Raw genomic sequence first — 24,387 nt, forward strand, 5'->3', positions numbered from 1 at the left:
GCGCCCCCCTTTCATTTATGGCGTGCGGATCTACGGAGTGTGGGCCTACGGAGTGTGGATCTACCACGTACGGATCTTCGGCGTGCTTATCTACGCCGCCCCTATCGCCGGTCTATCCGTTCCCGGCCGATCCGTTCCCGCACCCCCACTTCCCCCGCCTACATCTTGCAATCCGCCGCGTGCACATCGGTGTGGTCGCGCGCCAGCACCTTCAGGTTTTTGTAGACCAGCTTGCCGTCGCTGCCGGGCTCGATGTGCAGCAGATACCAGTCCTGAACCGGATGTTGATTTGGCCCGAACTTGAACTTGCCACGCACGCTGGCGAAGTCCGCCTTGCGTAGCGCGTTGCGAAAATCGTCCGGGCGACCGGTGATGTCGCCGTTCACGGCTTTCAGGGCCGAGGCGATCAGGTTGGCGGTGTCGTACGCCTGTGCGGCATACGCAGTGGGCGGGCGGTTGTAGGCCTTGGTGAACGCCTGCACAAAGTGCTTGTTCTGCGCGTTGTCCAAGTCGGCGCTCCATAGCGAACTCAGATAAAACCCCTTGCTAGCCGTGCCCGTCGCGGCCAGCATGCGGTCGTCCATCGAGTAGATCGGCGTAATCATCTTGATCTTGTCCGACAGCCCCGAGTTGGCGAATTGCTTGGTCAGGTTGATGCCCGCACCGCCCGGGTGAAACTGAAAAATCGCGTCGGGATTCAACGAGCGGATGCGCGCCAGCTCTACCGAAAAGTCCGACTGGTCCAGCTTGGTGTAGATCTCTTCCGCAATCTCTCCCTTGTACGCGCGCTTGAAACCGGCGACCGCATCACGCCCGGCTTGATAGTTGGGCGCCATGACAACGACGCGCTTCACGCCCAGTTCGTTGGCGGCGATGCCGGCCGTGTCGGCGTAGGAATCGTTCTGGAATGCGACCGCGAAATAGTTCTGGTTGCAGGCCTTGCCCGCGTAGTTTGACGGCCCCGCGTTCAAGCTGACATAGAAGCCGCCCGCGTTCAGCACCGTGGGGCCAACGGCCGCCATCACGTTCGAGAAGTTGACGCCCGTGAACAGGCGCACGCCGTCCTGCACCATCTTGTCGGCGGTCTGCTTGGCGTTGGCCGGCTTTAGCGCGTCGTCTTCCACGCGCACATTGACGGGCACGCCGCCCAGTTTGCCGCCGCCTTCCTTCACCGCCAGCATGAAGGCGTCGCGCTCGTCTTCGCCGATGTAGCCGGCGGGGGTGGACAAGGTGCCGATGAAACCGATGTCCAGCGGCTTGCCTTGTGCGCCGGCGGCGCATGCCGTCAGCGTTAACGCCAGGGCGGCGGCGCCCCGTAGGATGTGGCTTGTCATGGTTGTCTCCCAGTGGTGCTGCGGTGTTTTTGCTTTGTATTGATATGCCCTAAGTGGACGCCAGGCAGCCTTCCACCTTCCAGCCATACAGCCACTGCAACGCGTCATAGAACTGCGACTGGCTGCGGCCCGTCCACAGCGTGTTGCGCACGGTGCGTTCCACACCGCGCGCGTGATACAGCCTGCCCATCTCACGCGTGGACCACACGACACGCGCGCTGCGCGGAATGCGCACCGATTCGTAAAGGCGGAACGCGGCGTCCAGATCGTCGCCGCACTGTTGCACCGCGACCCCCAGCGTGACCGCGTCTTCCAGCGCCATGCAGGCCCCTTGCGCCATGTATTGCGTCATGGGATGCGCCGCGTCGCCCAACAAGGTGACGCGGCCCTGGCCCCAATGCGCGACCGGTTCGCGGTCGGCGGTGGCCCAGCGCTTCCAGGACGTGGGCCGATCCAGCATCTGGTGTGGACGCGGGTGAATGCCTTCGAAGTACGACAGCACCTCTTGCTTGCTGCCTTCGCGCACGCCCCATTCCTCTTGTTCGCGGCTGTGAAACGTCACGACCAGGTTGTATTGCTGCCCGCCGCGCAAGGGGTAGTGCACCAGGTGGCAGTGCGGCCCGGCCCACAGCACGGGCGCGTTGATGCGTAGTTCGTCCGGCATGTTCTCGCGTTCGACGACGGCGCGGTAGACCACGTGGCCGGTCACGCGCACCGGGTCGCCCACCGTCTGCGCGCGGATGACGGACTTGACGCCGTCCGCGCCCACCAACGCGTCGGCGCGATAGCGGTTGCCGTTGGTGTCCACCACTTCCACGCCTTGCGCGTCTTGCGACATTGCGGCGATTTGCGTCGACGTACGAAAACGGATCAGCGGGTTTTGCTGCACGGCTTCAAGAATGGACAGGTGAATGTCGGCGCGATGGATCACGGCATACGGCCCGCCGAAGCGCGCGCGAAAGGCGTCGCCCGTGTCGATGCGCACGACTTCTTTGGCGTCGACGGCGTCCATCATGATGATGTGGTCGGTGAAGACGGCGCGTGCCCGTGCGGTCTTGCCCACGCCCAGCGCGTCCAGCGCCGCGAACGCGTTGGGCCCCAGCTGTATGCCCGCGCCGATTTCGCCAATGTGCGCGGCCTGTTCCAGCAGTTGTACGGCGATGCCTTGCCGCGTCAGCGCCAGCGCGGCGGCCAGGCCGCCGATGCCGCCGCCCACCACGATCACGGACCGCGTCGGCTTGGCTGAAAGTGAAGATGCGTTCATGTTGGCTCCCGCGGGTTCAATCCTGGCCGCCCAGGAAGGCGCCTTGGTGTTTCAGTTGCGCTTGCAGCGCCGCGATGGAAACGTTGCCCGGTGCGATGCCGTCGCGCAGCGCCATTGCCGCTGCTGTGCCCGCGGCTTCGCCCATGACGAAGCAACTGCCGCTGACGCGCGCGGCCGACTGGCCCTCGTGCGTCATTGACGCGCAGCGGCCCGCCACCAGCACGTTGTCGGCCACGCCGGGCCCGCGCTTGGGCACCATCATGCGAAACGGCAGCTGGTTGTAGCCGCGCGATTCTGGGATGGGCGGCCACACCCATTTGACGTCGCCCGCCGTGTGCATTTCCAGGGGCCAGCCGTTCACGCCGATGCTGTCTTCGAAGTCGGCGCAGCCCAGTACGTGTTCCTGCGTCAGCACGGCTTCGCCGACGATGCGACGCGTTTCGCGGATGCCCAGCTGCGGCGCGATGTCCAGCACATAAGCCTGTTCAAAGCCCGGGACCTTGGCGCGTAGAAAAGCCAGGTACTGCATGATCTGGCGGCGGCCTTCCAGCTCGCCTGCCGACAGCGAGCCCGCGTCGGTGCCGTCGGCCGCGCTGCCATCGGCGTTGGCCAGTTGCGTGACGTTGACGCGCCATTCGTAGTCGTGCTTTTGCGGGCGGACGATGGCGCCGCGCCGGGGGAACGTGAACTCGCCGCTGGCGGCGGCTTCGTCCATCAGCAGGGGTATCGTCTTCCACGCTTCCTGCGCCCGCGCGCCGTCCACGTTGCCCACCTTGAACATCAGCGTGGGGTAAAGCATGTGGCCGTGGGCGTCGCCTTTTTCAAAAGGCAGGCCGCCCCATTGTGCGATGTCGGCATCGCCGGAACAGTCGATGAAGACCTTGGCGCGTACCGCGCAGCGGCCGGACTTGGTTTCCAGGAACAGGGCGTCGACGCGGCCGTGTTCGTCGCGTGTCAGCCCCGTGGCCAGGGCGTGGAACAAGATCTGCGCGCCGCTGTCTTGCACCATGCCGTCCGCCGCGCACTTGAAGGCGGATATGTCGTAGGCCTGCGCGTGGATCTTGCCCAGGATCAGGTGCGGATCATTCAAGCCGTCCATCGCGCGCATGCGGTCCAACAATTCGTCGGTCATGCCGTGCACCACCTGGCGGATGTCGCCGTGGATGTTGGCGTGCAGGCCGCAGAAGTTGGATACGCCGGCGGCGGTGCCCATGCCGCCCAGGAAGCCGTAGCGTTCCACCAGCAGCACGCGCGCGCCGTTGCGGGCAGCGCTGGCGGCGGCCAGCACGCCGGCGGGGCCGCCGCCCAGCACCACAACATCAAATTCGCCATACAGCGGGACCTGGCGGGCGGGTTCGGTAATGACCATCGAAATTCTCCTTGCTTGTCTTGCTGCGCGGCGCGTTGCGCCACCCTGCGTTGCGCCACCCTGCGTTGCGCCACCCTGCGTTGCGCCACCAAGCGGTGCGCCACGAATTACCGCTTACTGGCCCTTGATGCCCAGCTTCTTGATCAGCGGTTTCCAGCGCTTGAGTTCGTCGTCCATGTAGGCGCGAAACTCAGCGGGCGTGCTGCCCACCGGGTCCATGAATTGCGCTTGTAGCCGCTTGGCGACTTCCGGGTCGCGTATGGCCTGGATCAACGCATCCGACAGCTTTTTCTGAATGTCGGCCGGCACCTTGGACGACACCACGAAGCCGATCCATGCCGACCCCTCAATGCCCGGCACGCCCACTTCCGCCAAGGTCGGAATGTCGGGCAGCAAGGCGGAACGCTTGGACGACGTCACCGCCAGCGCCTTCAAGCGGCCGTCTTTCACCATCGGCATGACGGCAATGGGCGGCAGCGCGGCAAACTGCGTGTCGCCCGACAACAGCGACGTCAACGCGGCGGGCGACGACGGATAGGGCACGTGCGTGGCGCGCGCACCGATCTGTTGCAGCAGCAGTTCAACGGCCAGGTGCGACACCGTGCCGGCGCCCGGCGACGGGAAGTTGTACTTGTCCGGATTTTTCTTCAATGCCTCCAGCAGTTGCGCCACGTTGGTGATGCCGGCGGACGCGGGCACCACCAGTACGTTGGGCTGGTGCACGGCCAGCGTCAGCGGCGCCAAATCGGTGGCGGGTGCATAGGGCAGCTTGTCGAACAACAAGGTGTTGTTCACCAGCGGGCCGGTAATGGACACGCCGAAGGTATAGCCGTCGGGCTTGGCGTTGGCGATGGCGAAGGTGCCGATGTTGCCGCTGGCGCCGGGCTTGTTTTCAATGACGATGGTTTGCCCCAGGATGGCGCCGGCCTTCTCGCTGACAATGCGCGCCACCTGGTCCGGGCTGGAGCCGGGGCCAAAGGGCACGATGGCCTTGAGCGGTTGGGCGGGCCAGGCGTCGGCGGCCCGCGCGGACGTCAGCGGCGCGGCGGCGGACAGGGCCAACAGACCCATCAGGCCCCGGCCCAATGCGCGCGTCAGGCCTTGGGGCAACAACTTAGTCATGCGTGTCTCCCACGTTTTTCATGGTGTCGAAATAGGTTTGTTCGTTGGCGATGAAGGCGGCAACCATTGCGCGATACGTCGCGTCCACCACCTGTTCCAGGTTGGCAAAGCCGCGGTTGTGGCGCGTGGCCAGCGCGCGCGCCTTGTCAAAGACCTGCGCCTGACGCGCGGGTGCGCTGACCTGGAAGGCGTCGCGCTTGAAGCGCGCGGCATCTTTCACGTACATCGCGCGCTCGGCGATCAAGCGGACGATCTCGTCGTCCAGGCGATCGATGTTGGCGCGCACATCGGCCAGCGTGGCGCACATCGGCTGGTAGGCGGGGTCGGTGTATTCGCGCAGGGGCGCGCCTTGGGTGTCGGGCTCTTGCATGGGCGTGGTCATTGCGTGTAGTCGGGTTGGCGCGCGGGCGCGGCTTGCTGGAAGGCGGGTTGCGCGTTGCAGTGGTCGTAAACGCGCAGGATGCGGGCATATGGCGACAGGTCGCAGCCCATCCGCTGCGCATTGGCCACTTGCGGCACCAGGCAGCAATCGGCCAGCGTGGGCGCGTCGCCAAAGCAATATGCGCCATGACCATGGCGTGCCAGCAATTGCTCGACGGCGCCCAGCCCTTCCTTGATCCAGTGGTGATACCAGTCGTTCTTTTGCGCGTCGGTTGCGCCCAGCACGTCTTGCAGGTAGCGCAGGATGCGCATGTTGTTGACGGGATGGATATCGCACGAGATGGCAGCCGCCAGTTCCAGCACGCGGGCGCGCGCCAGGGTATCGGTGGGGATCAGGCGCGGCGTGGGATGCGTGGCGTCCAGGTAGTCGATGATGGCAAGCGACTGCGACAGCTGGACGTCGCCATCGGTCAGCAGCGGCACGCCGGCCGACGGGTTCTGCGCCACGTAGTCGGGCGCGCGCTGTTCCTGCTTGCGCAGGTTTACGGGCACGTAGTCGTAGGGCAGGCCCTTGAGCGCCAGCGCGATGCGCACGCGGTACGACGTAGAGCTATTGAAAAAGCTGTGCAGTTGCATGCGGCCTCCTGGTCAGACCATCTTTACGCTGAGTGTGCCCAGCCCATCCACGCCGCCCAGCATCTGGTCGCCGCGCACCACGGGGCCGACGCCTTCGGGGGTGCCGGTGTAGATCAGGTCGCCCGGTTCCAGCCGGAAGTAGCGGGACAGGTAGGCCACGGTTTCGGCCACAGACCAGATCAGCTTGTCGATGTTGCTGCGTTGCTTGTCGGTGCCGTTGACTTGTAGCCAGATGCCGGCGTGTTCAATGCCGCTGCTCGATGCCGCCGGATGCAGCGGGCCAATGGGTGCGCTGCGATCGAATGCCTTGCCCAATTCCCACGGGCGGCCGGCTTCGCGCATTTTCATTTGCAGGTCGCGGCGCGTCATGTCCAGGCCCACGGCGTAGCCCCAGACATGTTTGTGCGCGTCGTCCACGGCAATGTCGGCGCCGCCTTGGCCAATGGCCGCGACGAGTTCGATTTCGTAATGCAGGTTGGCGGTTTCGGGTGGGTAGGGCAGGCTCAGCGTCTGGCCGTCTGCCACCGGCACGACGGCGTCGGCGGGCTTGCAGAAGAAGAAGGGCGGTTCGCGGTCGGGGTCAAAGCCCATCTCGCGCGCGTGGGCGGCGTAGTTGCGGCCGACGCAGTAGACGCGGCGTACGGGAAACGTGTCCTGGCTGCCGGCGATGGGCACGGCAACGGGCGCGGGGGGAGCAAACACGAAAGGCATGAATCACCCTGGAAAGACGGAAGGGAAAAGAAAAAAGGGAAACGCAAAGGGGATGCAACGGAAATGCAAAGCGCAAGGCGCAGGGTTCAAACCCCACTGCGCAATCACCGCGCTTGCACTGCGCTTGCACCGCGCGCCCGGGATCAGCCGATGCGTTCTTCGCGCCACACGCCCAGCGCGTCCTGCACCGGGCGGTCGGAATAGCTGAACAGCGTGGCGTCATCCAGCGCCGCCAACTGCACCGGCATCCACGACGGCGCGACGAACACGTCTCGCGGACCGAAGTGGAGTTCTTCGTCGCCGATACGTGCGATGCCCCGGCCTTCCACCACGCTGTACACGGTGGAATCGGTGCTGCGATACGCCTTGCCCTGGAAGCCCGCCGGCAGCAGCTGCATGAACGTGGCCATCGTCGGCATCGGGTAGCCGCCCGTGGCCGGGTTCAGGTAGCGCAGCTTCACGCCGTCCCAAGGGTCAAGCTCGCCATGGCGATACAGCGCGTCCAGCGCCTCGCGGCTGCGTTCGTAGGGGTAGTTGAAGATGGGCGACGTGCCGCTGGTGGCTTGGTGGCGCACCGGGGCCATGTTGTGCCCAAAGCGCGCCATGCTGTCGCCTTCGGGGCGAGTCACGGGCTGCGCGGCCTGCGGATAGTTTTCGGCAAAGCCCGCATCCAGAAAGCGCAGCAGCGGAATGTCCAGGCCGTCCAGCCAGACGACCGGCTCACCGCCTTCAACGGTGTCGGCATTGCCGTGGTCGTGCCAGGTCCAGGACGGCGTGATGATGAAGTCGCCCGGGTGCATGGTGGTGCGTTCGCCGTTGACGGCGGTGTAGGCGCCGCGCCCTTCCACGATGAAACGCAGTGCCGACTGCGTGTGGCGGTGGCTGGGCGCCACTTCACCCGGCAAGATCAGTTGCAGCCCGGCGTACAGGCTTTGCGTGATGCTGGCTTGCCCGGGCAGCCCGGGGTTTTCCAGGATCAGCACGCGCCGCACGGCTTCTTCGGCGCTAATCAACGAGCCGGACGCCATGACGTCGTCGCGCACGTCGTCGTATTTCCACAGGGCGGGTACGCAGCGCGGCGAGGGCTGGCGGGGCACCAGGTTATGCAGGGACTCCCACAGCGGAGCCATGTGTTTCTTGGCGATGCGCGCGTAGTACTGGGCGCGGTCGGCGCTGGGCTGCGCGCCGGGGTGTGCGTCGGGGTGTGCGCCGGGGTTTGCGCCGGGGGTGTGGCCGTCGGGCATGGTTGTCTCCGGTATGTCCGGCTGAAGCCGGCTTCTACAGGTGGCCGCCACGTGGTTCGCGGCTGGTCCAGATTCGAAGACGATTATGCGTAAGCAGCTATGTGTTTTGAAATGAAATTATCTTATTATCCATACGAATAAATATATACATACGAGACAACCTCCCACGCACGAGGGCCTGCATGGACTGGACCCATCGCCTGCGGCTGCGCAACCTGAAGATGCTGTTAAGTCTGGCGCAGACCCGCAACATCAGCCATTCGGCGGCCATGCTGAACACGACGCAGCCCGGGCTGTCGAAGTGGCTGAAAGACCTGGAAGACGACATCGGCCTGCCGCTGTTCGAGCGCCACGCGCGCGGGCTGCGGCCCACGCCGCATGGCGACGTGCTGATTGCGCATGCGCAGCGGCTGGAAGCGCAGCTGGACCGCGCGGGCGCCGACATGGCCGCGCTGCGTGAAGGCGGCGGCGGGCGAGTGGTGATCGGCGCATCCGGTGCGTCCGCTTCCGACACGGTGCCGCTGGCCGTGATGAAGTTGTTGGAACGCATGCCGCAGGCGCGCGTGAAGCTGGTCGAAGGCACTACCGACCGGCTGCTGGCGCAGCTGGCGCAAGGGGATCTGGATATCGTGGTGGGCCGCTCGGCGCCCGAACATCACGCCCCCGCCATCCGCTTCGAGGCCTTGTACCTGGAGCCCATCCACCTGGTGGCGCGCCCGCGCCATCCGCTGTTCGCCATTGAACAACCGACCTGGCCGGACCTGCTGTCGTACCGCTGGATTCTCTGGCCCAAGGGCACGCCGATCCGCAATGCGGTGGACGCGGCGCTGGCGGCTGCCGGCCAGGCGCCGCCCGCCGATCACGTGGAATCGAACTCGGTCACCATCAACCTCACGCTCATCAACAACAGCGACATGATCAGCGTGGCCTCGCATCGCGCGGCACTGCGCTTTTCGCAGATGCGCGCGATGCGCATCATCCCCGTGCGCTTGTCGGGCTTTGGTTCGGTGGCAATGTACTGGCGCGAAGACGCGTTCCGCCCGATGGCCGTGCAAGAGGCGATGGCGGCGTTGCGCAACACGGTCGCGGAACATGCGCCCGGTGTGACGAGGCTTTGATGGCAGCGCCGGGCGCGGGGCTGGCAGCGTTGATCGCGCAGTGCCGCAAGGTAGAGGCCGCGCTGGCCGGCTCGGGCGACCCGGCCGCATCGACGGCCATGCATCGCTTTGTGGCCGACATGGACGCGCGCCGCGTGCCGCCCGGCATGTGGTCGCCGCTGGTCTTGTCGGTGTTGGTGATGACGGGCGGGCTGGGCGTCGGGATTGAAGTGCTGAGCCTGCTGCTGCGATCCGCGGGCGCGGCGCTGGCCGCGTTTGCGCTGGTGGCGGTTTGCGCGGGTACGGCGCTGGCGTTGGCGATTGGCGTGGTGATGGTGATGGCGGGGCGATGCGCGGGCCTGGTGCTGATCAGGCGGCTGGTGCTGGCGCTGATCGCGATTGGCGCGATGGGCCTTGCCGCCTGGGCGCTGGGCGGCGTGCGCGCCGTGGGGCCGGTGGTGGCGCTGCTGGGCGGCTTGGGCGCGTGGTTGGTGGTGAACAGCGCGGCGTTCTACGTATTCGCGGGATATCGCGTGGCGCTGCGCGTGGTGGCCGGCGGCCACGGCCAAAACAAATAAGCCATCACCGGTGACGGGCACCGTGATGGCTTATGCATAGGCATCCAGGCAACGGGCGCCAGGCGCTTGGCACCAGGCACTCTGCGCCAGGCGCCAGGCGCATGGCTTGGCGCCGCGGGCATCCCCGCCTTGCCGGCTTAGCGGCTTAGCGGCTTAGCGCCCTATCGCGATGCGACCGTGTCCGCCGGCACCGGGTTATCCCAGCCGCCGCCGATGGCACGGATCAGTTCCACTGCCGACCGTGCCTGTTCACCGCTTAATTGCACGGCAACGCGTTGTTGCAGCAGCACGCTGCGGTCGGCTTCGATCACGTCCAGATAGCTGATCGAGCCTTCGCGGTACTGCGTGTGCGACAGCTTGGCGGCGCGCGCCGAGGCGTCAACGGCGGCGTCCTGCGCCTTGGTCTGGTCGGCCAGGATGCGCAGGTTGGCCAGGTTGTCTTCAACCTCGCGGAACGCGTTCAGCACCGTTTGGCGATACACGGCAACGTCTTCTTCGTAGACGGCGCGGGCGCGGTCCAGGCCGGCTTGGCGGCGGCCGCCGTCAAAGATCGGCATCGACAACGCGGCGCCCACCAGCGGACCCAACAGGAACGTGCGGCTGGACCACTGGAACAGGTTGCCCAGGTCGGACGATTCATAGCCAAAGGCACCGGTGATGTCCAGGCGCGGGAAGAACGCGGACTTGGCCGCGCCCACGCGGGCATTGGCGGCGGCCATGGCGCGTTCGGCGGCGGCGATGTCGGGGCGGCGTTCCAGCAGCGTGGACGGCAGGCCGGCGGGAATCGACAGCGCCACCTTCTGGATGGGCTGCGGCGGCATCGTGAAGTCGGACGGTGCGCGGCCCAGCAACACGGCCAGCGCATGTTCGGCGGCGGCGCGGCGGCGGTCGATGCCCAGCGCTTCCGATTGCGCGGATGCCAGCTCGGCCTTGGCGCGTGCCAGGTCCAGTTCGCTGATATCGCCCGCGTCGTAGCGGCGCTGGATCAGTTGCAGCGTGTCGGTACGCAGCTTGACCGTCTGGCGATAAAGCTGCGATTCGGCGTCCTGTTCGCGCACCAGGAAATACGTGGTGGCCACGTCGGCCTGCAAGGCCAGCAGCACCGAACGGTACAGCGCCTCACTTTGCTGCGCGTCGGCCGTGGCGGCGTCGGCGGTGGAAGCCACGCGGCCGAACAGGTCGGCTTCATACGACACCGCGCCTTGTGCGCGCCACGTCGTCACGGGGCTGGTCGACGTGCCATCGGGCAAGCCTTGCGACACGGCGGACGGGCGCTGGCGGTTGGGGCCGAAGGCCGCGTCCAGCGTCGGGAAGAAGCCGGCGCGGGCTTCGCGTTGCAGCGCGCGCGACTGCGCCAGGCGCGCGGCGGCGGCTTGCAGGTTCTGGTTGGCCTGCTGCGCCTCTTCCTGCAATTGGTTCAGGCCGTCGTCGCCGAATATCTTCCACCAGGCGCCGCGCAACGCGTCTTCGGACGGTTCAGCGGGCTTCCAGGTGCCGGCCTCGGACGCGGGCAGGGCGGCTTCCTTGAAGGCCGCCGGCGCGGCGGCGGAGGGTTTTTCATAGGTGGGGCCCACCGCGCAGCCGGCCAGCACAAGCAGGACGGCAAGCAGGGCGGAACCGCGGGTCAGTCTTTGGATCATGATGAATTCTCTTTGTCGCGCGCCCCGCCCGGTGGGGCAGGGCGCGCTGGCTTCTCTGTGGGTCTGCCTGCTTTATGCGTGAGTCTGCGGGGCGGGCGGCGCATGCGGGTCGATGTGCGGCGCGCACTCCGGCGCTTCATGCTGGGCCGCCGAGTGCAGCGGCTTGCCACCCAGCGAACGCAGCAGCACGTAGAACACCGGCGTCAGGAACAGGCCGAACAGCGTCACGCCCAACATCCCGAAGAACACCGCCACGCCCATGGCATGACGCATTTCGGAACCGGCGCCCGACGACAGCACCAGCGGCACCACACCCATGATGAACGCGATGGACGTCATCAGGATGGGACGCAGGCGCAGGCGGCTGGCTTCGATGGCGGCTTCCAGCGGCGTGCGGCCGCTCATTTCAAGCTCGCGGGCAAATTCCACGATCAGGATCGCGTTCTTCGCGGACAGCCCCACCAGCACCATCAAGCCGATCTGCGTGAAGATGTTGTTGTCGTTGCCCGTCAGGTACACGCCCGTCAACGCAGCCAGGATGCTCATCGGCACGATCAGGATCACGGCCAGCGGCAGGGTCAGGCTTTCGTACAGCGCGGCCAGCACCAGGAACACCAGCAGCACGCTGATCGGGAACACCCACAAGCCGGCATTGCCCGCCAGGATCTGCTGATACGTCAGGTCGGTCCATTCGAACTTCACGCCGCGCGGCAGCGTTTCAGCGGCCACGCGTTCGGCGGCGGCTTGCGCCTGGTCCGACGAAAAGCCGGGCGCCGGGCCGCCGTTGATGTCGGCGGCGGTGTAGCCGTTGTATCGCACCACCATTTCGGGGCCAAACGTCTGATTCACCGTCACCAGCGAAGACAGCGGCACCATGTCGCCGGCGGCGTTGCGGGTCTTCAGTTGCAGGATGTCGTCGGCATGCGCGCGGAACTGGGCGTCGGCTTGCGCCCGCACCTGGAACACGCGGCCGAAACGGTTGAAGTCGTTCACGTACATCGAACCCAGGTAGATCTGCATGGTGTCGAACACTTCCGTCACCGGCACACCCAGCTGCTTGGCCTTCACGCGGTCCAGGTCCACATCCAGCTGCGGCACGTTGATTTCGTAGCTGGAGAACGAGGGGCCCAGTTCAGGCGTTTGACGCGCCTTTTCCAGGAAGGCCTGCTTGGCCTTGTCCAGCTCGGCATAGCCGAGCGCCGCGCGGTCTTCCAGTTGCAGCTTGAAGCCGCCCAGCGTGCCCAAACCCATCACGGGCGGGGGCGGGAACACGGCGATGAACGAATCCTGGATGGCGGCAAACTTCTGGTTCAGCGATGCGGCAATGGCGTTGCCCGACAGCTCGGCACCCTTGCGTTCGTCAAACGGCTTGAGCGTGACGAACACGATGCCGGCGCTGGAACTGTTGGTAAAGCCGTTGATCGACAAGCCCGGGAACGCGATGGCCGATTGCACGCCGGGTTCCTTCAAGGCGATGTCGCTCATGCGGCGGATCACCGCTTCCGTGCGGTCCAGCGACGCGCCGTTGGGCAACTGCGTGAAGCCGATCAGGTACTGCTTGTCCTGCGCGGGCACGAAGCCGCCGGGCACCAGGTACGACACGCCGATCGTGGCCGCCACCAGCACGGCGTACACGCCCATCGCGCCGGCCTTGCGGCGGATCACGCTGGACACGCCGGTGCCGTAGGACTCGGACGCGCGGCCGAACATGTTGTTGAACCAGTTGAAGAAGCGGCCGAAGACGCGGTTCATGCCACGGGTGAGCCAGTCCTGCTTGTCGTGATGGCTTTTCAGCAGCAGGGCAGACAGCGCGGGCGACAGGGTCAGCGAGTTAAAGGCCGAGATCACCGTCGAGATGGCAATCGTCATGGCGAACTGCTTGTAGAACTGGCCGGTCAGGCCCGTCATGAACGCCAGCGGCACGAACACGGCGCACAGCGTCAACGCGATAGCGATGATGGGGCCGCTGACTTCGCGCATGGCGCGGTAGGTGGCGTCGCGTGGACTCAAGCCCGCCGCGATGTTGCGTTCGACGTTTTCCACCACCACGATCGCATCGTCCACCACGATCCCGATGGCAAGCACCATCCCGAACAGCGACAAGGCGTTGATGGAATAGCCGAACACCAGCAGCAGCGCGAACGTACCCACGATGGAGACCGGCACGGCCAGCAGCGGGATGATCGATGCGCGCCACGTTTGCAGGAACAGGATCACCACCAGCACGACCAGCGCGATGGCTTCCAGCAGCGTGTGCACCACGGCTTCGATACTGGAACGCACGAACTGCGTGGGGTCGTATTCGATGCGGTATTCCACGCCCGGCGGGAAGTCTTGCGCCAGCTCGGCCATGGCGGCGCGCACCTTGGACGACACGTCCAGCGCGTTCGCGCCCGGCGATTGCATGATGCCCATGCCCACCGCCTGCTTGTTGTCCAGCAGCGAACGCAGGCCGTATTCCTGCGCGTCCAGCTCCACGCGGGCGACGTCGGACAGGTGCGTCACGGCGCCGTCGGACGAGGTCTTCAGGATGATGTCCTTGAACTCTTCTTCGCTTTGCAGACGGCCACGCGCGTTCACGTTCAGCTGCAAGGGCACGTCGCCCTGCGTGGGCGATGCGCCGATCACACCGGCGGCAACCTGCACGTTCTGTTCGCGGATGGCGGCAACGACTTCAGACGCCGTCATGCCGCGCTGGGCGACTTTTTGCGGGTCCAGCCACACGCGCATCGAGTAGTTGCCCGAGCCCCACACCGTGACTTCGCCCACGCCCGTGATGCGGGCCAGGCGATCCTTGACGTTCAGGATGGCGTAGTTGCGCAGGTAGGTGATGTCGTAGCGGTCGTTAGGCGAAATCAGGTGCACCACCAGCGTCAGCGTCGGAGAGCTTTTCGCGGTGGTCACGCCCAGGCGCTGCACGTCCGGCGGCAGGCGCGGCAGCGCTTGCGACACACGGTTCTGCACCAACTGCTGCGCCTTGTCCGGGTCCACGCCCAGCTTGAAGTTGACCGTCAGCGTCAGGTTGCCGTCGCTGTTGGCCTGCGACTGCATGTACAGCATGTCCTCAACGCCGTTGATGGATTCCTCCAGCGGCGACGCAACGGTCTCGGCGATGACCTTGGGGTTGGCGCCCGGATACTGCGCGCGCACCACCACCGACGGCGGCACGACTTCCGGGTATTCGGAAATGGGCAGCTGGAACATGGCCAACAGGCCGGCCAGCAGCACCAGGATGGACAGCACACCGGCAAAGATCGGCCGGTCGATGAAGAACTTTGAGATATTCATGAGCGTTCTCTGTAGACGCGCGGGCCTTACTGGACCTGGGCCGCGGCGGTCTGCACCGGTGCGCGCTTGGCGGCAACCATGGGCACGACGGTGGGGGTCACGGCGTCGCCGGGACGGATGCGTTGCAGGCCGTTGACGACGATGCGTTCACCGGGCTTCAGGCCGGAATCCACGACGCGCAGGCCTTCCTGGTTGGCGCCCAGCTTGATCTGGCGGTAGACGGCGTGGTTCTTGTCGTCCAGCACCAGCACGTAGCGCTTGTCCTGGTCGGTGCCGATGGCTTTTTCGTCGATCAGCACGGCCGAACGCGGGTCGCTGCCGCCCAGGCGGACGCGGGCGTACAGGCCGGGCAACAGCGAGCCGTCGGCGTTGTCGAATTCCGCACGCACGCGGATCGTGCCCGAGGTGGCATCCAGGCGGTTGTCCACCGACTGCACGACGCCGGTGCGCGAATAGCCTTCTTCGTTCGCCAGGCCCAGTTCAACCGGCACCGAGCCGGCCTTGCCGTTGCGCGCCGGGTTCACGTACTTCAGGAACGTTTGTTCGTCCACGTCGAACGATGCGTACATCTTCGATACCGACACCAGGGTGGTCAGCGGCACGGACGCGGCGCCGGCGGCCACCACGTTGCCCACGGTGACTTCGGCGCGCGACACGCGGCCGGCCACGGGGGCTTCGATGCGGGTGTAGCCCAGGTTCAGCTTGGCGTAGTCCAGCGCGGCCTGCGCGCCTTGCAGGTTGGCGGCGGCTTCGCGCGCGGCGTTCTGCTTTTCCTCGAAGTCGCGGCGCGCGATGGCGTTGTCGCCCAGCAGGCGCTGGCCGCGCGCCAGTTCGGTGGCGGTGTACGACGCGCGCGCCTTGGCGGCGGTCAGAGCGGCGGCGGCGCGGTCAACCTCGGCCGCGTACGGGCGCGGGTCAATGGTGAACAGCACGTCGCCCTTCTTGACGATGCTGCCGTCCTGGAAGTGCACTTGCGTCAGCGTGCCGGACACCAGCGGGCGGATGTCAACGCGGTCGATGGCTTCCAGGCGGCCGGAATAACGCTGCCAGTCCACGATGGTCTTGTTGACGACTTCGGCCACTTCGACCGGGGTTGCGGCGGGCGCGCCCTGGGCCACGGCGACGTTGCCGCCACCCGGGCCACGGGTCAGGGCATAACCGCCACCAGCCGCCAGCACGGCGGCAAATACAACGAGCACAGCAATACGTTTACGCGAAACCATGATGTTTCCTTGAAAGATTTAGGTGCGAAAGCGCGCTTGCTTTGGAGCCCGGGGCGGGGGCGGCTGCGGCGGGTCTGGCCATGTCAGTCCTCAGCATCCGTTGCGGATAGGCTTATATGCTTATGCTGCAACGCAACATCCAGCGGGGTTGCGGATCCCAGTCAGAGTGCCGGGGGCGGGCTCTGCGAGGACGGAAGCTGAGGATTGACATGCCCTGTGGGGTCGCCGGGAGGCAAGGGCACTTCAAGATGGTTCGCATTCTGAGTGTTTTGTGGGGCCGGATAAACACAGTTAATCCGGCAACACTGTTCAGTACGGATGACTAATCAGCGTCGAAATCGGGTTATGCTCCGTTCACCCCGACTTATTTGCCTAAAAGGACACCGCCGCCATGGACCGTTTTCAGGCTATGCAGGTGTTTGTGCGCGTCGTGGACGCCAACAGCTTCACGCGGGCGGCCGACAGCCTCTCGCTACCGCGCACCACCGTCACCACCATCATCCAGAACCTCGAACGCCTCTTGGGCGTGCGACTGCTGAACCGCACCACGCGCCGTATCGGCTTGACGCCGGACGGCGCGGGCTATTACCAGCACTGCGTGCGCATTCTGGCGGACGTCGAGGAAACCGAGGCCTGTTTCCAGGAAGCAGCGCTGCGCCTGAAGGGCCGGCTGCGCATTGACGTGCCGACCTGCATCGGCCGGCTGATCCTGATCCCGTCATTGTGTGATTTCCACGACAAATACCCCGACGTCGAGCTCGTGCTGGGCCTGGGCGACCGGCCTGTGGATATGGTGCAAGAGGCCGTCGACTGCGTGATTCGCGGAGGCGAACTCGAAGATTCCAGCCTGGTCGCGCGCCGCATCGGCACCTTGCAGACCGTCACCTGCGCATCGCCCACCTACGTGGCGCGCCACGGCATGCCGCAAACCATCGAATCGCTGCGCGATCACCACGCGGTGCATTACTTCATGAGCCGCACGGGCCGTAACTGCGCCTGGGACTTCAAGGTGGACGGCAAGCACCAGGAAGTGGACATGAAGGGCACGGTGGCGGTGAATGAAGCCGGCGCTTATCTGGATTGCGGGCTGAAGGGTTTCGGCCTGATCCAGGTGGCCCGCTACATGGCCCTGCCGCACCTGCAATCGGGCGAGCTGATCGAAATCCTGCCGCAGTGGAAGCCCAGCTCTACGCCGATTTCCGTGCTGTATCCGCAAAGCCGCCAGTTGTCGCCGAAGGTACGCGCGTTTACGGATTGGGTGGCTGAATTGTTCGCCGGATGCCCGCTTTTAAGCGGCCGCGACGAAACCGATCCGGCAGCCGCCAGCTGCGGTGTCTATCAGCGTCAGTTGGGCATGCCCAGCGCCATGACGATGGGGGCGCCCGCCGCCCAGCCGCTGGCCGAACCGGTGTTGGCCCAGACGCCGCCGCGTCGCCGCAGCCCGCGCGAAGAGGCCGCCGAGTACGCGCTGTAAGCGTGCGGCGTGGCGCGCCGGGTGCGTGCCACGCCGAAAGACCACGGGAATCCCCGTAGTAAATACAGGGCTTGCGTCCCTCGTATATCTTGAAACGTCTGTATAGTCCGACAGTCAAAGCCTACAACGCCCTTACTGTCGATCCGCGCTATGCAGCCTGTTCTACCCGCTTATTTGATGGCCCGTTGGCTGCTTTTGCTCGTGCTGTTGGCCGGGGTGTACTTCCTTAGCGGCTTTCTCGTTCCTGCTCTTGCGGCCCTGATTATTGGCCTGGCCAGCTGGCCCTTGTACCAGCGCCTGGTGGTGCGCTGCGGCGGCCGCACGGCCGTGGCCGCGTCGCTGGCGCTGCTGATGGTCATCGTGGTGCTGATCGTGCCGATGTCGCTGGCGCTGTCCTACGCCATCAAGGAAGCCAGCACCTTTTTCGCCTGGGCCATCGCGGCCAACCGCCACGGCGTGGCCGTGCCCAACTGGATTACGTCGATGCCCATGCTGGGCGAGCGCCTGGGCCAGTATTGGGAATCGTATATCGGCCAGCCCCACGCGCTGGGCGCGCTGGTCGAAGCCGTCAGCGGCGAACACCTGGGCAACATCTACCGCATGGTGCTGGCGGCTACGGGCAACGTGTTCCAGCTGCTCTTGACCGTGCTGTTCATGCTGATCACGCTGTTCTTCGTCTACAAGGACGGCATCCGCATGGTGGCGCAGCTGGACGTGCTGGGCGAACGCATCCTGCCCGCGCGCTGGCAGCGGTTTTCCCGCGTGGTGCCGGCCACCATCAATTCCACCGTGACCGGCATGGGCCTGATTGCGTTGGGCGAAGGCCTGGTGCTGGGCATCGCCTACTGGGTGGCGGGCGTGCCGTCGCCGGTGCTGCTGGGCGTGGTGACCGGTTTCATGGCCCTGATACCCGGCGGCGCGCCGCTGTCGTTCACGCTGGTGTCCTTGTACCTGGTCGGTTCCGGCCACTTGGTGGCGGGCATCGCGCTGATGGTCTGGGGCAGCGTTGAATTGTTCATCGTGGACAAAACCCTGCGCCCGCGCCTGGTGGGCGGCCCGGTCAAGCTGCCGTTCCTGCCGACGTTCTTCGGGCTGGTGGGCGGCGTGAAAACAATGGGCATCGTGGGCCTGTTCGTCGGGCCGGTGCTGATGGCCTTGCTGGTGGCCGTGTGGCGCGAATGGGTGCACCACGAAGTCCAGGAGCGCGACGCCGAGCGGGCTCGCCCGCCGCTGCCGCCTGTGACGCCGCGCGTTGAAAAAACGCCTTCTTCCTGACGCGCGGCCCGCCCGCTTTGGTAATCTAGCCATCCCCGCGTTTACCGGCGCCTGACCGGTACGCGCCTGCCCCGCACGCAGACGCTTCGCAACCGCCGCGGGGTGTGAGGATTGAGATGTCCGGGTTCCTGCACGATGATCAAATTGCCGTCCTGCGCCAGCAGGGTTTTGTGGTGGCCCGCCAATTCGCGGACCCCGCCCGGGTAGCCGCGCTGCGCGCCCTGGCCGAGCGCCATTTGCAAGAGCACGTGGCGCCCATCGAATACGAAGCCGACCTGCGCTATCCCGGCGCGCCCGAATCCCGCGACGCGCAAGGCGGCTTGACGGTGCGCCGGCTGTTGAACGCCTATGCGCGCGACCCGCTGTTTGCGCAGTGGGCCACCGACCCGGCCATCGGCCAATGGCTGGCGCGCTATTTCGGCGAAGCCGCCGTGCTGTCCACCGTGCATCACAACTGCGTGATGACCAAGCACCCAGCCTACGGCAGCCTGACCGGTTGGCATCAGGACATCCGCTATTGGTCTTTTTCCGATACTGATTTGGTGTCCTGTTGGCTGGCGCTGGTGCCCGAGAGTTCGGGCAATGGTGGTCTGTCATTCATCCCCCGGTCGCACACGGCGTCTTTCGCGCCTGAACAATTCGATGAAAAGAAGTTCTTTCGCGAAGACGCGCCACAAAACGCCGACTGGATCGCGCAGGCGGTCAGTCCCACGCTTGAGGCGGGCGACGTGGTGTTCTTCCATTGCCGCACGCTGCATGCCGCGCCGGGCAATCGCAGCGATCGCGTGAAACTGTCTTTGGTGCACACCTATCATCCGGCGTCCTGCCACCCCATCGCGGGCACGCGTTCCGCGTCGCAGCCGGACGTGCCGTTGGATGGGTAAGTGATTGGGTGGCGCGGCCGTCTGGGCAGCCGTTATCGATTGATATCCGCGACAAATAATTGAATTACAATTATTTCAACCGTACTACGCAGAACGACAAGACGAATACGCGATGCCGGGGCCGGCAAAACCCGCATCGCGTGCTTCTTGCCTGACCCTCCCTGGAACTGAACAGGCTGTTTCCCGTGCCCAAAACAAAGATCGACGACGACACGCAAGCATCGCAGGCGCCCAGCGCAACCCGTTCATCACTGTTTGTGGGTTCCACTGAAAAAGCCTTCCAGGTGCTGCACGCGTTCGACGGGTCGCGCCGCCACATGACGCTGGCCGACATTGCGCGCGCTTCCGGGCTGGACCGCAGCGCCACGCAGCGCCTGGTCTACACGCTGGAAACGCTGGGCTATCTGCGCCGCATTCCCGATACGCGCAATTACGGGCTGACGCCCAAGGTGCTGCAATTTTCGTACAACTATGTGCGCGCCAACGAGCTGATCGACAAGGCTTCGCCGTATCTGCTGGACATCAGCCGCACGCTGGGCGAGACCACCAATCTGCAAGAACTGGACGGCCATGAAATCGTGTTCGTCGCACGCTTTCCGGGCCATCACCTGGTCAACGTGGACATTGCCGTCGGCAGCCGTCTGCCCGCGTTCTTCACAGCGTCCGGCACCGCGATCCTGTCGCGTCTGACCGACGAGCACCGCCGCGAAATCCTTGCGCGAACGCGGCTGGACCCCATCACGCCCTACACCGAAGTGAACCCTGACAAGTTGATGGAACGCGTGCAGCGCGTGGCCGAAAAGGGCTACGCGATTATCGTGAACGAGACGGTGCTGGGCGACATCTCGGTGGCCGCGCCGGTCACCGATCATCGCGGGCTGGCCGTGGCGGCCATCAATATCTCGGTGCCCACGACCCGCTGGACGGTAGCCCGCGTTGAAGCCGAACTGGCGCCCCATGTGCAGGTGGCGGCCACGTCGATTTCAAAGTCCAAATTCGCGGGCTATTCCAGATAGGCTCGGCTTACTTCACCCCTTCGAATTCCGCCAGCAGCGGCTTGAGCGTTTCACGCAGCGCCGACCGCAACGCATCGGCCGGGGCCACCAGCGGGTCCAGCACGGCGGGCGCGTTCACGCCGATCAGGTCCATGACGGACTTCATCGGGCCCGGGTTGGTTTCGGCAAACGCCAGGTCCATCAGCGGGATCAGGCGGCGATGCAGTTCCATCGATTCCCGCGTGCGGCCTTCCGACGCCAGCTTGTAGACCTGGCGCCAGGCCGACGGCAGCAAGCTGGCCGTGACTACGATGCCGCCGCGCGCGCCGGCGGCCAGGTGCACCGGCAGCAGCGTGTCTTCGCCGCTGAACACCGCAAACGACTCGTCCACGCCCGCCACCGTGCGCAGGAAGTGGTACATGTCCGTGTTGCAGGCCTTCATGCCGATGATGTTCTGGTGGCGCGACAGTTCATGCAGCACCTCGGGCGCAATCGCGATGCGCGTGCGGTACGGAATTTCGTAGATCATCACGGGCAGCGGCGACGCATCCGCATAGCGCAGGAAGTAGTCGCGGATGCCGGCTTGCGTGGGCGTCGTGTAGTAGGGCGTCAGCACCATCAATGCGTCGGCGCCCGCCTCGGCGAATTCGCGGCCCGCTTGCAGCGCGTCGTGATAGCCGGGGTCCAGCACGCCGGGAATCACCGGCACGCGGCCCGCCACGGCCTCGACCGTCAACTGGCACATGCGGATGCGCTCGGCGCGGGGCAGCGCGCCGTATTCGCCCGTGCCACCCAACGGCACGATGCCGTCGATGCCCTGCTGCATCAGGTAGGCAACCAGCGCCTTGGCGGCAGGGACGTTGATGGTGTCGTCGGTGTTGACCGGCGTGGGGATGGCGGGGAAAACACCGCGCAATTGGGTTGCGTTCAGCATGTTGCGTATCCAGGAAAATAAATCTAAATCAGATGCGTCGGATTCAATTGGCCAGGCTGCGGCGGCGCAGCCGGTCGGCCAGCCAGATCAGCGCGGCAATGAAAATGAACAGGCAGGTAGAGACGGCGGCAATCACCGGGGAAATCTGTAGCGTGACCTCGTCCCAGAACTGCTTGGGCAGCGTGGCGTTCAGGCCGCCGGAGGCGAACAGCGCAATCGTCAATTCGTCGAACGACGTGGCGAACGCGAACAGGAACGACGACATCAGCCCCGCGCCCAGAATCGGAAACGTCACGAAGCGCAGCGTGGCCCAAGGCCCGGCCCCCAGGCTTTGCGCCGCCAGGTCCAGCCGCGTGTCGTAGTTGCGCAGCACGGCCATCATGGTGATCACCACGTAGGGGACCGCCACCACGGTGTGAGCCAGGATGAGCCCGATGGTGGACCCCACCAGCCCCACGCGCGCAAAGAAATAAAACATGCCCACGGCGATGATCATGCGCGGCACCACAATCGGCGACAGAACGAAGGCCAGCATCGCGGACTTGCCGCGCATGTTGGCGCGCACCAGCAGGAAGGCGGCGGGCGTGCCGATCAGCATCGCCAGGAAACCCGTGCCCACGCCCACGATCAACGACCGGGTGATCGCCTGCATCCACACGGGCGACGTGAACATCTGCTCGTACCATTGCAGCGAAAAGCCCTTGGGCGGCCACGTCAGGCCCGAACCGGAATCGAACGACAGCGGGATCATCAGGAAGGCGGGCGCACTAAGAAACGCCAGCACGCCCAGCACAATCCACCACAGCGTGCGCGACTGGCCGGTGCCCGACACCGACCGCCGCACCCGCTTGGGCAGCAGCGCGAACAGCGCGTCCGACGCATTCGCCAGCACCGTCAACACCGCATCGCCCGCGCGGCGCGACAAGCTTTCCTTGCCCGATGCGCGCACGCGCGTGGATGCGCCGCCCGTCATGGTGGACAGGCCCAGCACCTTGTCATAGATGGCGAACACCACCAGCACCACCACCAACAGCAACACCGACACCGCGCCGGCGAACTCCCAGTTCATGGTCTGCTGCACCTGGTCGATGATGATCTGCGTGATCATCGTTTCCTTGCGTCCGCCCAGCAGCGCGGGCGTGATGAAAAAGCCGATGGCCGTCACGAACACCATGATGGCCGCGGCCGCCACGCCGGGCATCGACAGCGGGAAATAGATCTTCCAGAATGCCGTGCCGGGGCGCGCGCCCAGCGTGGAGGCGGCGCGCGGCAGGTTGCGGTCGATGTTCTCCATCACGGACAGCATCGTCAGCACCGCCAGCGGCATCAGCGCGTGCACCATGCCCACCAGCACGCTGCCGAAGTTGTAGAGCAGGTTGGCCGGCGCATCCAGGATGCCCAGCGCTTGCAGCAGCTGGTTGACCACGCCGTTGCGGCCCAGCAGCACCACCCACGCAAACGTGCGTACCAGGAAGCTGGTCCAGAACGACAGCAGCACCCAGAACAGCAGCGACGTTTTGCGCTTGGCGGACAGGCTGGAAATCAGATAGGCGACCGGGTAGCCCGCGAGCACGGAGAAGAACGTGGTCCACAACGAAATCTTCAACGTGATCAGCAGCACGTTTACGTAAACCGACGATTCGAACAGCCGGTGATACTGCGCCAGCGAAAAGCCTTTGTCGTCGACGACGCTTAGCAACAGCAGCTGGCCCACCGGATAGATCAGCAGCACCAGCAGCAGCACGACCAGCGGCGCGGCCATCAGGAAATGGCGGCGGCCGGGGCTCATGCGCTTGCGGGGAGTAGCAAGGGATGTCATGCGTTTACTCCGCAATGGCCACCGCGTCGGCGGCTTGCCAGCTGACGGTCAGCGGCTGGCCGATGGCGTATTGCTCGGCCTGGCGCTGCGTGGGGTAGGCCACGACGATGGGGGCGGCGTCGGCCACGCCCGAGTCCAGGTACAGCTTGGTCAGGCTGCCCGTCACCATCACGTCCAGCAGCTTGCCGGTCAGGCCGGCGCCCGAGGTGGCCACGCGCAGGTTTTGGGGGCGCAACATCACGGTGACCTTCTGGCCGTGCTTAATCGGAGCGCCGTTGGACAGCGCCTGGCCGGTAACACCCTGATGCGCCAGCGTCACGCTCAACACGTCGCCGTCCACCGCCGTGACCTCGCCTTGCAGCAGGTTCGATTCGCCCAGGAAGTCGGCCACGAAAAGCGTGCGGGGGCGGAAGTACAGATCTGCCGGCGTGCCCAGCTGCTCGATCGCGCCGCCGTTCATCAGGCAGATGCGGTCGGACATGGTCATGGCCTCTTCCTGGTCATGCGTGACGTACACGATGGTGGTGCCCAGTTCGCGGTGGATGCGCTTGATTTCCAGCTGCATCTGGTCGCGCAGTTTTTTGTCCAGCGCGCCCAGCGGTTCGTCCATCAAGATGATGGCGGGCCGATAGACCATGCAGCGCGCCAGTGCGATGCGCTGCTGCTGGCCGCCGGACAGTTCGCGCGGCAGGCGCGTGGCTACGTGCGGCAGGCGCACCATCTCCAGCGCTTCGTGCGCGCGGCGGCGCGCTTCGGCTGCCGGCACCTTGCGCATCTTCAAGGGAAACGCAATGTTCTCTTCGATGCTCATGTGTGGAAACAGCGCGTAGTTCTGGAACACCATGCCGATGTCGCGCTCATAGGGCGCGCCATAGGTGACGTCGGCGCCGTCGATCAGCACGCGGCCCTCGTCGGGCTGCGCCAGGCCGGCGATCAGGCTCAACAAGGTGGTCTTGCCGGACCCGGACGGGCCCAGCAGAGTCAGGAATTCGCCGCGAGCGACGTCCAGGTGCGTGGGCGCCAACGCGACAAAATCGCCATAGCGTTTGCCCAGGCCCGAGATTTGCAGATTGGAAGAAGACATGGTGTTCAGCACATTAGGATTCGCGCGGCGGGGGG

20 protein-coding genes are annotated in these 24,387 nt (G+C 65.5%); 6 read left to right on the forward strand and 14 right to left on the reverse strand.

Annotated elements, in window-relative coordinates:
* Positions 1-158: 158 nt before the first annotated feature.
* From ACNPP0_RS03840 to gtdA, 8 genes are all read right to left on the reverse strand, one after another.
* Complete coding sequence (locus tag ACNPP0_RS03840) at positions 159-1,334, reverse strand: ABC transporter substrate-binding protein (protein ID WP_319307790.1); 1,176 nt, start codon at positions 1,332-1,334, stop codon at positions 159-161.
* A 49-nt stretch (positions 1,335-1,383) separates the two neighbouring features.
* The gene (locus ACNPP0_RS03845; protein WP_448705050.1) at positions 1,384-2,598 is read right to left on the reverse strand and encodes a 3-hydroxybenzoate 6-monooxygenase; all 1,215 of its coding nucleotides are present in this window, start codon (positions 2,596-2,598) and stop codon (positions 1,384-1,386) included.
* 16 nt (positions 2,599-2,614) lie between these two features.
* Positions 2,615-3,967, reverse strand: coding sequence for an FAD-dependent oxidoreductase (locus tag ACNPP0_RS03850; RefSeq protein ID WP_314355418.1), 1,353 nt, complete (start codon positions 3,965-3,967; stop codon positions 2,615-2,617).
* Between the two features lie 114 nt (positions 3,968-4,081).
* The gene (locus ACNPP0_RS03855; protein ID WP_448705051.1) at positions 4,082-5,089 is read right to left on the reverse strand and encodes a Bug family tripartite tricarboxylate transporter substrate binding protein; all 1,008 of its coding nucleotides are present in this window, start codon (positions 5,087-5,089) and stop codon (positions 4,082-4,084) included.
* Complete coding sequence (locus tag ACNPP0_RS03860) at positions 5,082-5,471, reverse strand: chorismate mutase (RefSeq protein ID WP_448705052.1); 390 nt, start codon at positions 5,469-5,471, stop codon at positions 5,082-5,084. The genes ACNPP0_RS03855 and ACNPP0_RS03860 overlap by 8 nt, the downstream gene beginning before the upstream one ends.
* The gene (maiA, locus tag ACNPP0_RS03865) at positions 5,468-6,106 is read right to left on the reverse strand and encodes a maleylacetoacetate isomerase (RefSeq protein ID WP_332609967.1); all 639 of its coding nucleotides are present in this window, start codon (positions 6,104-6,106) and stop codon (positions 5,468-5,470) included. Before maiA ends, ACNPP0_RS03860 begins: the two co-directional genes overlap by 4 nt.
* Before the next feature lie 12 nt (positions 6,107-6,118).
* Positions 6,119-6,817, reverse strand: coding sequence for a fumarylacetoacetate hydrolase family protein (locus ACNPP0_RS03870; RefSeq protein ID WP_448705053.1), 699 nt, complete (start codon positions 6,815-6,817; stop codon positions 6,119-6,121).
* Positions 6,818-6,960: 143 nt separating this feature from the next.
* A complete protein-coding gene (gtdA, locus tag ACNPP0_RS03875) occupies positions 6,961-8,061 on the reverse strand; it encodes a gentisate 1,2-dioxygenase (protein ID WP_448705054.1) in 1,101 nt (366 codons plus the stop codon).
* Positions 8,062-8,243: 182 nt separating this feature from the next.
* Here gtdA and ACNPP0_RS03880 point away from each other — a divergent pair, with 182 nt between their 5' ends.
* Both ACNPP0_RS03880 and ACNPP0_RS03885 read left to right on the forward strand, forming a co-directional pair.
* Positions 8,244-9,179, forward strand: a complete 936-nt coding sequence (locus ACNPP0_RS03880) for a LysR family transcriptional regulator (RefSeq protein WP_448705055.1) — start codon at positions 8,244-8,246, stop codon at positions 9,177-9,179.
* A complete protein-coding gene (locus ACNPP0_RS03885; RefSeq protein WP_448705056.1) occupies positions 9,179-9,736 on the forward strand; it encodes a hypothetical protein in 558 nt (185 codons plus the stop codon). Before ACNPP0_RS03880 ends, ACNPP0_RS03885 begins: the two co-directional genes overlap by 1 nt.
* A 161-nt stretch (positions 9,737-9,897) precedes the next feature.
* Here the strand turns inward: ACNPP0_RS03885 and ACNPP0_RS03890 are convergent, their stop codons facing one another.
* The 3 genes from ACNPP0_RS03890 to ACNPP0_RS03900 form a co-directional block, all read right to left on the reverse strand.
* Positions 9,898-11,376: an efflux transporter outer membrane subunit gene (locus ACNPP0_RS03890; protein WP_448705057.1), complete on the reverse strand. Its 1,479-nt coding sequence runs from the start codon at positions 11,374-11,376 to the stop codon at positions 9,898-9,900.
* A gap of 72 nt (positions 11,377-11,448) precedes the next feature.
* The gene (locus tag ACNPP0_RS03895; RefSeq protein WP_448705058.1) at positions 11,449-14,664 is read right to left on the reverse strand and encodes an efflux RND transporter permease subunit; all 3,216 of its coding nucleotides are present in this window, start codon (positions 14,662-14,664) and stop codon (positions 11,449-11,451) included.
* A gap of 26 nt (positions 14,665-14,690) precedes the next feature.
* Complete coding sequence (locus ACNPP0_RS03900) at positions 14,691-15,887, reverse strand: efflux RND transporter periplasmic adaptor subunit (protein WP_332609976.1); 1,197 nt, start codon at positions 15,885-15,887, stop codon at positions 14,691-14,693.
* Positions 15,888-16,278: 391 nt separating this feature from the next.
* Between ACNPP0_RS03900 and ACNPP0_RS03905 the strand changes: the two genes are divergently transcribed.
* From ACNPP0_RS03905 to ACNPP0_RS03920, 4 genes are all read left to right on the forward strand, one after another.
* A complete protein-coding gene (locus tag ACNPP0_RS03905) occupies positions 16,279-17,361 on the forward strand; it encodes a LysR family transcriptional regulator (RefSeq protein ID WP_104141735.1) in 1,083 nt (360 codons plus the stop codon).
* A 150-nt stretch (positions 17,362-17,511) separates the two neighbouring features.
* Complete coding sequence (locus ACNPP0_RS03910) at positions 17,512-18,636, forward strand: AI-2E family transporter (RefSeq protein ID WP_332609978.1); 1,125 nt, start codon at positions 17,512-17,514, stop codon at positions 18,634-18,636.
* A 116-nt stretch (positions 18,637-18,752) separates the two neighbouring features.
* Positions 18,753-19,520 (forward strand): phytanoyl-CoA dioxygenase family protein, encoded by a 768-nt coding sequence (locus ACNPP0_RS03915; RefSeq protein WP_448705059.1) that lies wholly within the window; start codon positions 18,753-18,755, stop codon positions 19,518-19,520.
* Positions 19,521-19,705: 185 nt separating this feature from the next.
* A complete protein-coding gene (locus ACNPP0_RS03920) occupies positions 19,706-20,536 on the forward strand; it encodes an IclR family transcriptional regulator (RefSeq protein WP_332609980.1) in 831 nt (276 codons plus the stop codon).
* Between the two features lie 7 nt (positions 20,537-20,543).
* Here ACNPP0_RS03920 and dapA read toward each other — a convergent pair whose 3' ends face one another.
* From dapA to ACNPP0_RS03935, 3 genes are read right to left on the reverse strand one after another with little or no spacing between them, the layout of a single operon-like run.
* A complete protein-coding gene (dapA, locus tag ACNPP0_RS03925) occupies positions 20,544-21,449 on the reverse strand; it encodes a 4-hydroxy-tetrahydrodipicolinate synthase (RefSeq protein WP_332609981.1) in 906 nt (301 codons plus the stop codon).
* A 43-nt stretch (positions 21,450-21,492) separates the two neighbouring features.
* The gene (locus ACNPP0_RS03930) at positions 21,493-23,268 is read right to left on the reverse strand and encodes an ABC transporter permease subunit (protein WP_332609982.1); all 1,776 of its coding nucleotides are present in this window, start codon (positions 23,266-23,268) and stop codon (positions 21,493-21,495) included.
* A gap of 4 nt (positions 23,269-23,272) precedes the next feature.
* The gene (locus tag ACNPP0_RS03935; RefSeq protein ID WP_448705060.1) at positions 23,273-24,352 is read right to left on the reverse strand and encodes an ABC transporter ATP-binding protein; all 1,080 of its coding nucleotides are present in this window, start codon (positions 24,350-24,352) and stop codon (positions 23,273-23,275) included.
* Positions 24,353-24,387 lie beyond the last annotated feature (35 nt).

It is taken from the genome of Achromobacter semiaridum, assembly GCF_053543755.1.